Source organism: Arthrobacter agilis (assembly GCF_002953615.1).
Taxonomy (GTDB): Bacteria; Actinomycetota; Actinomycetes; order Actinomycetales; family Micrococcaceae; genus Arthrobacter_D; species Arthrobacter_D agilis_B.
The window spans coordinates 2,101,401-2,111,858 of the sequence record NZ_CP024915.1 but is presented as its reverse complement, the minus strand read 5'-3'; the positions used below and the strand labels follow the sequence as shown (position 1 = coordinate 2,111,858).

Below are 10,458 nucleotides of genomic sequence, written 5' to 3'. Positions count from 1 at the left end.
GGCGCCGTGGCCATCAGGATGCGTCACTGCAATCTCCTCGGGAAAAATGAATCGTTTCAGAGCAACGGTTCATACCGAATAGTAGGCGTGACCCAGATCACCGTCAACAGCCCGGATCGAACGGCGATCTCACCCCACGGCCGGTGCCGGCGATCCTGCGGCCGGAACGAGCGCGGTGGTGCTCCCGCGTTCCACGAGCTCGGGGTCGAAGATCACCTGCCGCCGCCGCGAGGCCGGCCGCTCGATCTCCTCGAGCAGGAGCTCGACGGCCGTGCGCCCCATGAGTTCCGTGGGCTTGCGGACGCTCGTGAGGGGGACGACGGCGGAGGCGGAGAAGTCGATGTCGTCGTACCCGATGAGCGCCAGGTCCTCGGGGATCCGGAGGCCACGGATCAGCAGGACCGCCTGCATGACGCCGATGGCGAGGAGATCGTTGGCGCAGAAGATCCCGTCGGGCAGCTCCCCCGCCCGGCGCTGCGCGATCGCCTCCCCGACGTCGCGGCCCGCCAGGACCGTCATGGCATCCGCCTCGACGACCTCCAGCACCGCCCCGTCGTGCTCCTCCACGGCCTGGCGTGCCCCCGTCAACCGGTCGGCCACCTGACGGTAGTCCGCCCTGGTGCCCACGAAGACGATCCGCCGCCGCCCTGCCGCCAGCAGGTGCCGCACCGCCATGTACCCGCCGGCGACGTCGTCGACCGACACCGAACTGCAGCGGCGCTGCGGATCGACGCGGTCCACGAGCACCACGGGCATGCCGCGCTTGCGCAGCGCCTCGACGCGGGGACCCACGTCGCCGACCGGGGAGATGAGCATCCCCTGGACGCGCTGCTGCTCGAAGACGTCGATGTACCTCGCCTCACGTCCGGCGTCCTGGCCGCTGTCCCCCAGCACCACCGTGCTGCCGTTCTCGGCGGCGCAGTCCTCGGCGGCACGCGCCAGGGACGAGAAGAAGGGGTTGCCGACGTCGAGCACGATCAGGCCGATGGTGCGGCTCTGGCCCGCCCTCAACTGCCGGGCGGCGTCGTTGCGCACGAACCCGAGGTCGTCGATCGCCCCCTGGACGCGCTCGCGCGTGGCGGCGGAGACTCGTGCGGGGTGGTTCAGCACGTTGGAGACCGTGCCGATCGCCACACCCGCCCGGTCGGCAACGTCCTTGATGCTGACTGGTCGGCTGTCCATGGAATCCTCGAAGCTCGGGTCCGGTCCGGGCTGCTGGGCCGGAAGGACTGTTGACACTCGGTCTAGGGCAAGGATAACTTTGAAACGTGCTAATGAAACGATTCAAAGGCACGGCAATTCTGGTTACCTCTCCCGACCCGTCCGGGGTGGAGGAAGATCCCGAAGAAATCGCCGCCCGAGGTGTGATGGAGCACCCGGTCGCCATCACGCTGGAGAGAGTACATGACTGTCATCGACGACATTTCGGCGGAGCTGGAGCAGCTCGCCATCGAGGTGCCCTCCTGGGCCTACGGCAACTCCGGAACCCGGTTCAAGGTGTTCGCCACCCCGGGCACGCCGCGTACGGTGCAGGAGAAGATCGCGGACGCGGGCATGGTCAACAAGCTGACGGGCCTGGCCCCGAGTGTGGCCCTGCACATCCCATGGGACACGGTGGATGACTACGGGATCCTCGCCGAGCACGCTGCGGAGCACGGCGTGAAGCTGGGAACCATCAACAGCAACACGTTCCAGGACGACGACTACAAGTTCGGCAGCCTCACGCACAGCGACGCGACGGTACGGAACAAGGCGATCGACCACATGTACGAGTGCATCGAGGTCATGGACGTCACCGGTTCCCGAGACCTGAAGATCTGGCTCGCGGACGGCTCCAACTACCCCGGCCAAGCCGACATGCGCTCCCGCCAGGACTGGCTGCAGGACTCGCTGCGGAAGGTCTACGACCGCCTCGGAGAGGACCAGCGCCTGGTGCTGGAGTACAAGTTCTTCGAGCCGGCGTTCTACCACACGGACGTCCCCGACTGGGGCACCTCCTACGCACACTGCCTGCAGCTCGGCGAGAAGGCCCTCGTCTGCCTCGACACCGGCCACCACGCTCCCGGGACCAACATCGAATTCATCGTCGCCCAGTTGATCCGACTCGGGAAGCTCGGGTCCTTCGACTTCAACTCGCGCTTCTACGCGGACGACGACCTGATCGTGGGAGCCGCGGATCCGTTCCAGCTGTTCCGCATCATGGCCGAGGTGGTCCGCGGTGGCGGCCTCTCGCCCGAGAGCGGGATCGCCCTCATGCTCGACCAGTGCCACAACCTGGAGGAGAAGATCCCCGGCCAGATCCGCTCCGTGCTCAACGTGCAGGAGATGACGGCGCGGGCCCTGCTCGTCGACCGTGCCGCGCTGACCGCCGCGCAGGAATCCGGCGACGTGCTGGCCGCCAACGCGATCCTGATGGACGCCTTCTACACCGACGTCCGCCCGGGCCTGGCCTCCTGGCGTGAATCGAACGGCCTCCCGGCCGACCCGATGGACGCCTACCGCGCCAGCGGCTACCAGGACCGGATCAACAGCGAGCGACAGGGCGGCCAGCAGGCCGGATGGGGAGCATGACAGTGACGACGACGACAGGGCCCGCGACCGGCGCCACCACGAACCCGACGGTCAATCAGACCGTGCAGGACCTCATCGAGCGCTCCAACCGCCTGGGCTCGGACAAGCGCACCACGAACTACGCCGGCGGCAACACCTCCGCGAAGGGGCTGGGCTTCGACCCCGCCACCGGCGAGGACGTGGAACTGCTCTGGGTCAAGGGGTCCGGCGGCGACCTGGGCACCCTGAAGGAATCCGGTCTCGCCGTCCTGCGCCTGGACCGCATGCGGGCGCTGCGCAGCGTCTACCCCGGCGTGGAGCGTGAGGACGAGATGGTCGCGGCCTTCGACTACACGCTGCACGGCAAGGGCGGTGCCGCACCGTCGATCGACACCGCGATGCACGGCCTCGTCGACGCCGCGCACGTGGACCATCTGCACCCGGACTCGGGCATCGCCATCGCCACCGCGGCCGACGGCGAGGCACTGACCACCACGATCTTCGGGCCGAAGGTCGTCTGGGTGCCCTGGCGCCGGCCCGGTTTCCAGCTCGGACTCGACATCGCCGCCATCAAGGACGCCAACCCCGAGGCCATCGGCACGATCCTCGGCGGGCACGGCATCACGGCCTGGGGCGAGACCTCGGCCGAGGCGGAGGCGAACTCGCTCTGGATTATCGAGACCGCCGAGCGCTACATCGCCGAGCACGGCGAGGCCGAGCCCTTCGGGCCCGCCCTCGAGGGCTACGCTCCGCTGCCGGACGAGGAGCGCCGGGCCAAGGCCGCCGCCCTCGCACCGACCATCCGCGGACTCGCCTCCACCGACAAGGCCCAGGTGGGCCACTTCATCGACGACCCCCGTGTGCTGGAATTCCTCGCCTCCAGCGGGCACGCGCGCCTCGGCGCACTCGGCACGAGCTGCCCGGACCACTTCCTGCGCACCAAGGTCAAGCCGCTCGTGCTCGATCTCCCGGCCGGCGCCGACGTGGAGAGCTGCCTGCTGCGCCTGCGCGAACTGCACACCGAGTACCGGGCGGACTACGCCGCGTACTACGACCGGCACGCGACGCCGGAATCCCCCGCGATGCGCGGCGCGGACCCCGCGATCGTGCTGGTGCCCGGCGTGGGCATGTTCTCGTTCGGCGCCAACAAGCAGACCGCCCGCGTCGCCGGGGAGTTCTACCTCAACGCCATCAACGTGATGCGCGGCGCCGAAGCCATCTCCGCCTACTCCCCCATCGAGGAGAGCGAGAAGTTCCGCATCGAGTACTGGGCCCTCGAGGAGGCCAAGCTCGCGCGGATGCCCAGGCCCAAGTCCCACGCGGGACGCATCGCCCTGGTGACGGGAGCGGCGTCGGGCATCGGCAAGGCCATCGCCACGCGCCTGGCCGCCGAGGGCGCGTGCGTTGTCATCGCGGACCTGAACATCGACAGCGCGGGCGCGGTGGCCGAGGAACTCGGCGGCCCCGACGTCGCCATCGGCGTCCAGGCCGACGTCACCGACCCCGCCCAGGTGCTCCAGGCCGTGCAGGCCGCCGTGCTGGCCTTCGGCGGACTGGACCTCGTGGTCAACAACGCCGGGCTGTCCATCTCCAAGCCGCTGCTCGAGACCACCGAGAAGGACTGGGACCTGCAGCACAACGTCATGGCGAAGGGCTCCTTCCTCATGTCGCAGGCCGCCGCGAAGGTGCTGATCGAGCAGGACATGGGCGGGGACATCATCTACATTTCCTCCAAGAACTCCGTGTTCGCCGGCCCCAACAACATCGCCTACAGCGCCACGAAGGCGGACCAGGCGCACCAGGTTCGCCTCCTCGCCGCCGAACTCGGCGAATACGGCGTCCGCGTCAACGGCATCAACCCCGACGGCGTGGTCCGCGGCTCCGGGATCTTCGCCGGCGGCTGGGGTGCCAAGCGCGCGGCGGTCTACGGCGTCGAGGAGGACAAGCTGGGCGAGTACTACGCCCAGCGCACCCTGCTCAAGCGCGAGGTGCTGCCGGAGAACGTCGCCAACGCGGTCGCCGTCCTGACCTCGGCCGAACTCTCGCACACCACGGGCCTGCACATCCCCGTGGACGCGGGCGTCGCCGCCGCATTCCTGCGCTGACATGGCCGGGAGTCGGAGCGGGACCTCGGCGCAGGCGTTCGCCGCCGTCGACATCGGGGCGTCCTCCGGGCGCGTGATCCTCGGCACCATGACGGACGCGGGACCCGAACTCGTCACGGTGCACCGCTTCCCCAACGGGGTGCAGTTCCTCGGGGGCGCGCTGCGCTGGGACGTCGAGGCACTGTTCGCCGAGGTCCTGACCGGCCTCACTGCCGCGGCGGCTGCCGCGGCAGCGGCCGGGACCACGGTGACCAGCATCGGGATCGACACCTGGGCCGTGGACTACGGGCTCGTGGACGACACCGGAGCGCTCCGGCACCTGCCGTTCAGCTACCGCGACGGACGCACCGAGGCGACCATCGGCGTCGTGCACGCGGCGCTGCCGCCGGAGCGGCTCTACGCCCGCACAGGACTGCAGTTCCTGCCGTTCAACACCCTCTACCAGCTGGCTGCGGAGCGGTCCCTGTCCGGGGTCCAGGCCCTGCTGATCCCGGACCTGCTGGCCTACCGGCTCACCGGCGAGCGCCGCACCGAGGCCACGAACGCCTCCACCACCGGCCTGCTCGACGCCGCGACGGGCACGTGGGCCCAGGACCTCCTCGAAGCGCTCGGACTGCCGGCCGACCTCTTCCCGCCGCTCGTGGAGCCCGGGAGCGTGGTCGGGCACCTGCTGCCCGCCATCGCTGCGGGAACAGGGCTGCCGGAGACCACCGCCGTCGTCGCCGTCGGGTCCCACGACACCGCGTCGGCGGTGGCCGCGGTGCCGGCCGGGTCGACCCGTTTCGCCTACATCTCCTCCGGGACCTGGTCGCTCGTCGGCGTCGAGCTCGACACGCCCATCCTCGGTGACGGGAGCCGTGCGGCGAACTTCACCAACGAGCGTGGTGTGGACGGCACCATCCGGTACCTGCGCAACACCGGCGGCCTCTGGCTCCTGCAGGAGTGCCTGCGCGAGTGGAGCGTCGAGGGGCCGGAGCCGGACCTCCTCGGACTGCTCACCGCCGCAGGGGAGCTGCCCGCGGGCGGGCCCGTGATCGACGCCGACAGCAACGACTTCCTCGCGCCGGACGGGATGCCGGCGCGCATCCGACGGGCCGCGGAGGCCGCCGGCCATGCTGCACCGTCGTCCCGGGCGGCCGTGGTGCGGTGCATCCTGGACAGTCTCGCGGAGGCCTACGCCCGCACGCTCCGGGACGCCGTCCGGCTGTCCGGACATGCCATCGACGTCATCCACGTGGTGGGTGGTGGGTCGCAGAACGCCCTGCTGTGCCAACTGACCGCGGACCGGACCGGGCTGCCGGTCCTCGCAGGTCCCGTGGAGGCGACGGCGCTCGGCAATGTCCTCGTCCAGGCGCGGGCAGCCGGTCTGGTCGCCGCCGGCCCGGGACTCGCCGGGATCAGGGAGGCGGCGCGCGCCGCGGCCCGCACGGTGCGCTACGAGCCCGCGGACCTCGCGGCGCTGTCCCCGGCGGGGTAGCCGGACGGCGGCGGGAACCTCACATCCGGCCGAAGACGGAACGGATGATGGCGAACACGCCATAGCAGACGAGTCCGATCGCGATCACCGTCAGGACGTGGACACCGAACGGGTGGTACTGGAGCGCCTTCAGGCTGCCATCCAGTCCGGTCGATTCCTGCGGATCGCGGTTCAGCCCCGCAATGACGAAGAGCCCTCCGACGAGGAGCAGAGCGAGTCCCTTGGCCACGTGCCCCACGACGCCGAGGAGGTCGATCAGCCGTCCGCGGGTGGTGTCCTCGAAAGTGCGCAGCTCCGGCCGGAAGCCGCGTCGGATCCCCTTGACGACGAAGTGCGCGCCGATGCCCAGGACGACCGCTGCGGCCACGAACACGAGCACCACACCGGGGCCCGAGGACAGGAGGGACCGCGTGAAGTCGACCGTCGACTCGGAGGAGTCCGGGCCGTCGCCGAGTCCGAACCGCGCGAAGGTCCCCGCCATGGACCCGTAGATGACCACGAGGGCACCCGACGAGATGTGCTTCCCGATCCGCTCGCCCGTCGGCAGGTGCCGCGCGCGCAGGGTGGCCTCGCTGAGCTGCCACAGCGCGAGGCCGGCGCAACCGACCGCGCAGATCCACATGATCGGCGTACCGAGTGGTCCCTCGGCGACCTCCTCGAGCGCGCCGGTCGGCTCGGCCTCGCCGTTGCCGCCGAAGGCGAGGCGCAGTGCGATGACGCCGATCAGGATGTGCACCACGGCGAGTGCCGCGAAGCCGAGTCGTGCGGCGACGTCGAGCGCACGCGTGTCGGACACCTGCTCGACCGCGTCGGCCGCCCGGGCGGTGCGTCCCCGCCCCTCGGCGCGACGGTCCGTCGTCACAGCTCCGTCCTTCCGTGCTCGCGCTGTCATGCCGCCCTGCGGGAGGACAGCCGTGATGGTTGCTCCAAGCATAGGAGAACGGACCGGGCGGGCGATCGGCGGTACCCGGCGTGCCTCGGCCGTGACCCGGCGGGATGTACGGGCGCGGCGCCCTTGAGGCGGGGCCCCCGAGGCGGCACACTGGACAAGCCAGTCCCACCCGGCACGACAGCGCGCACGATGGTCTCTCAACAACTCCTCGGTCAGTCGACAGCGCTGCCTCGACGACTTGGAGCAAGCATGTTGAACGACGACGTCGTGACAGAGGGCGGCTCGCTGCGCCTCGCGCAGGAGCGTGACCTGATCACCGTCCTCGAGGAGGTCGAGATCAGCATCGACCTCGCCGGCGCGATCGCGGAAGCAACCCAGGTCAAGGCCGTCGCGGAGTCGCTGGGGAGGTCCGACGTCGCCTTCTGGGCCGAAGTCACGGCACTCGACGCGCTAGCCCGCTCGAAGGGTTCTCCCGACGCGATGAGCCGGGGCAAGATCATCCTCGACTGGGCGACGCTGCAGGGCGATGCCCGCCTGGCCAGCCGGTGCCATGCGCTCCTCGCGATGATGAACCTGATCGCCGGCTACTCGGGTGCGGGGGCCGAACACGCCACCATCGCGGTCACTCTCCTCGACGGCACCGAGCAGCCGCGCCTGCTGGCGAAGATGCTGACCCGCCAGGCCCTCGGACTCCTCGCCGCGGGACTGCTGGAGCAGGGTTTCGACGTCTCCCGGCGGGCCCTCGCCCTGGCCGAACAGCTGGACGACCAGGAGCTGCTCTCCCGGCTCGCCTCCAATGCCTTCCATTCGGCGCTCGACGAGCTCATGCCGGATGAGGCCCGCTTCTGGCTGCAGCGGCTCGAGGGAGTCATCGCCGCATCGCCGGACCTGGAGGCGGAACTGAGCGACGTCCTCGCGCGCGGGCACCTCGCCGCCGGCCGCCCGGTGGAGGCCCTCGCCGTTCTGGAGCGCTCCGGTGACATCGGTCCGGCCGATGCCCAGCCCGAGACCCGGGCAGGCCGGATGCTCCTGCTCGCGCAGGCCCACCACGGACTGGGGAACCTTCCCGCAGCGATCGACGCGCTGGACGAGGCCGACCGGATCACCGTGCACCATGCACTCGAGGAGGTCGCGTCCATGGTCCTCGAGGAGCGCGCCTCCGTTGCCGCGTCCAGCGGAAACCACCAGCTCGCCTACGAACTCCACCGCACGTTCCACCAGGCCGCACGGACCCGCTGGATCGAGACGCGGCGCTCGCAGGTGGACCACCTGTTCGCGGAGCAGAACGTCATCGCGGCGCTGGAGCGAGCCGAGCAGGCAGAGGCCGCGGTCGCCATCGATCCGCTCACCAAGGTACGGAACCGGCGGTGGGTCGAGGACTCCCTGCCCGACGTCGTCCGCGCCTGGCAGACCGGCGGCCCCTGGACGGGGTCCCTGGCCATCCTGGACCTGGACCACTTCAAGCAGGTCAACGACCGTTTCGGGCACCACGCGGGCGACGACGTCCTGGTCGCCGTCGCGGGGTGCCTGCAGGAGTGCCGGGGCGTCCGTGATGTCGCGCGCATCGGCGGCGAGGAGTTCCTGCTGGTCCTGCAGCAGCACGCCGACCAGGAGCAGGTGGCCCGGGACGTCCTGTCCGCCGTCCGCGCGCTGCGCTGGCCGCACGTCGATCCCGAACTGCGCCTCACGGCGAGCATCGGCTTCGCGGGGTGCGAGCAGGGGCCGGTGGCAGCCCTCCTGCGCGAGGCGGACCGCCACCTCTACCGTGCCAAGCGGGCCGGCCGGAACCGCGCCGAGGGCCCCTGGTAGTCGCGTCAGGACTGCCGGGAGAGCCACTCACCGAGCGCTGCCCGCACGAGTTCCGCCCCGCGAGTGCCGCCGTAGTTGGCGGCGAAGCGCGCATCGGACACATACATCTCCCCCAGCCCACGGATGTACTCCGCCGACAGGGACCCGTCGTCCCCGGTCGGCAGGCCGGGCACGCTGGAGAGCCAGGCGACGTGGCGCCGGGCGAGGGCCTGTGCCTCATCCCCCGCCGGGGAGACACCGCGCGCGGCGGCATCGGTCCATCCCGCGTTGAGCGCCGCGACGACGTCACCGAATGCGGCCTTCTCGTCGTCGCTCTTGCCGCGCCACCAGGAATCACCCTGCTCGTACGCGTCGCGCCCCCATCGCTGCTCGACCTCGTCCCTGTACTGCGTGTGGTCGAATCCGTTGAACATCTTCTCCGGCATCGGTTCTTCTCCCTGTTCGAGGGCCTCCACCGTGGTGAGGACCGCAGTGATCTGCCGGTCGAGCCGTTGCTGCTCGCCGCGGAGGTGGTCGAGGTGGCGGCGCAGGGCGACTGCCGGTGCGTCCGCGGATCCGTCGTCGAGCACGTCGCGGATGACCGGCAGCGGCAGCCCCAGGGACCGCAGCAGCAGGATGCGCTGGAGCCGCACGAGGGTGTCCGCGTCGTAGTACCGGTAGCCGTTGGTCCCCACACGGGACGGTTCGAGCAGCCCGACGTCGCCGTAGTGGCGCAGGGTCCTGCTCGTCGTTCCCGCCAGGCGCGCGACGGTCGTGATCGGATAGTCCACCTGTTCCCGTCCTCCCCCGGGCGCATCGGGCGCCCGTGGGAACAACGGTAGGAGTTGACGCTGCGTCAAGGTCAAGGGCTGCCCGGACACTTCGCGTGTCCACGCGCGGACGGCCGGCCCACCTCCCGGGGTCGGGCTCCCGCTATCCCTGTCCCGCTGCGCGGATCAGCTGTACCAGAACCACTGCGGCGGGCGCCATGACGCCGGCACCGCATGGGCGTTGAAGGTGCCGCACTCGGAGCAGGTGTAGCTGGTGCTCGCGGGGATGAGGTCGGTGGAGTGTTCCGCCTGGCGCGCGGGCACGAACTCCTCGAAGATCAGGTAGTCGTCGGTGCGGCATCGGGGGCAGGAGGGTGCTTCGCCCATCTCGAGGGGTGAGAAGGGCGAACTGCTCGTGCGCAGGCTCCGCCCGTGATCGATTGTTGTCATAGGATTCACCGTTTCGGTCTTGCAACCGGCGCTGGGTGCAAGTAGTAAGGGTACTTATATCTAGAATATAGACGCCGCCTACGCGTTCCGGAAGCACGGAATACGTGCCGGTGAGGAGCTCGTGGAGGCCCGCCGGCTGGCACAATGGCCCTATGACGGCCAGGTCCCCGCGCTCCGCAGCGGCATTGTCCCCCGAGCAGGCGGCCCCCTTGCGGCGCGCCCTCGCAGCGAGCGGGGACGTCACCGTCTTCGTCGACGGTACGGCCCACCGGTTGCCGGACGAGGCCCAGGCAGCCGTCGTCGACCTGCTCGCGCGCCTGTCCGACGGCGACGCGGTCCAGGTGACGTCGGTCGCCGAGCTGCTGACCACCTCGCAGGCCGCAGACCTCGCCGGCATCTCGCACAGCTACCTCCGCAAACTCACCG

8 protein-coding genes and 1 pseudogene are annotated in these 10,458 nt (G+C 70.3%); 5 read left to right on the top strand and 4 right to left on the bottom strand.

Annotation, left to right across the window (positions count from 1 at the left end; translation table 11 throughout):
* Positions 1-129: 129 nt before the first annotated feature.
* The gene (locus CVO76_RS10315) at positions 130-1,182 is read right to left on the bottom strand and encodes a LacI family DNA-binding transcriptional regulator (RefSeq protein WP_208739170.1); all 1,053 of its coding nucleotides are present in this window, start codon (positions 1,180-1,182) and stop codon (positions 130-132) included.
* A gap of 222 nt (positions 1,183-1,404) precedes the next feature.
* Here CVO76_RS10315 and rhaI point away from each other — a divergent pair, with 222 nt between their 5' ends.
* The 3 genes from rhaI to CVO76_RS10300 are packed head-to-tail and all read left to right on the top strand — an operon-like array spanning position 1,405 to position 6,132.
* Entirely contained in the window at positions 1,405-2,571 is a 1,167-nt protein-coding gene (gene rhaI, locus CVO76_RS10310; protein ID WP_208739169.1) for an L-rhamnose isomerase, read from the top strand.
* Entirely contained in the window at positions 2,568-4,655 is a 2,088-nt protein-coding gene (locus tag CVO76_RS10305; RefSeq protein ID WP_208739168.1) for a bifunctional aldolase/short-chain dehydrogenase, read from the top strand. The genes rhaI and CVO76_RS10305 overlap by 4 nt, the downstream gene beginning before the upstream one ends.
* 1 nt (position 4,656) lies before the next feature.
* Positions 4,657-6,132: a rhamnulokinase gene (locus CVO76_RS10300; RefSeq protein WP_208739167.1), complete on the top strand. Its 1,476-nt coding sequence runs from the start codon at positions 4,657-4,659 to the stop codon at positions 6,130-6,132.
* A 19-nt stretch (positions 6,133-6,151) separates the two neighbouring features.
* Here the strand turns inward: CVO76_RS10300 and CVO76_RS10295 are convergent, their stop codons facing one another.
* The gene (locus CVO76_RS10295) at positions 6,152-6,994 is read right to left on the bottom strand and encodes a DUF1206 domain-containing protein (RefSeq protein ID WP_244185880.1); all 843 of its coding nucleotides are present in this window, start codon (positions 6,992-6,994) and stop codon (positions 6,152-6,154) included.
* A gap of 279 nt (positions 6,995-7,273) precedes the next feature.
* Between CVO76_RS10295 and CVO76_RS10290 the strand changes: the two genes are divergently transcribed.
* Positions 7,274-8,833 (top strand): GGDEF domain-containing protein, encoded by a 1,560-nt coding sequence (locus CVO76_RS10290; RefSeq protein ID WP_208739165.1) that lies wholly within the window; start codon positions 7,274-7,276, stop codon positions 8,831-8,833.
* Positions 8,834-8,838: 5 nt separating this feature from the next.
* On the opposite strand, the gene CVO76_RS10285 is transcribed toward CVO76_RS10290, so the two are convergent.
* Together CVO76_RS10285 and CVO76_RS10280 are read right to left on the bottom strand one after the other, a co-directional pair.
* A complete protein-coding gene (locus CVO76_RS10285; protein WP_208739164.1) occupies positions 8,839-9,603 on the bottom strand; it encodes a MerR family transcriptional regulator in 765 nt (254 codons plus the stop codon).
* A 165-nt stretch (positions 9,604-9,768) separates the two neighbouring features.
* The gene (locus CVO76_RS10280) at positions 9,769-10,032 is read right to left on the bottom strand and encodes a hypothetical protein (protein WP_133081522.1); all 264 of its coding nucleotides are present in this window, start codon (positions 10,030-10,032) and stop codon (positions 9,769-9,771) included.
* 152 nt (positions 10,033-10,184) lie between these two features.
* Between CVO76_RS10280 and CVO76_RS10275 the strand changes: the two are divergent.
* A pseudogene (locus tag CVO76_RS10275) lies at positions 10,185-10,458 on the top strand (helix-turn-helix domain-containing protein); the annotation flags it as partial.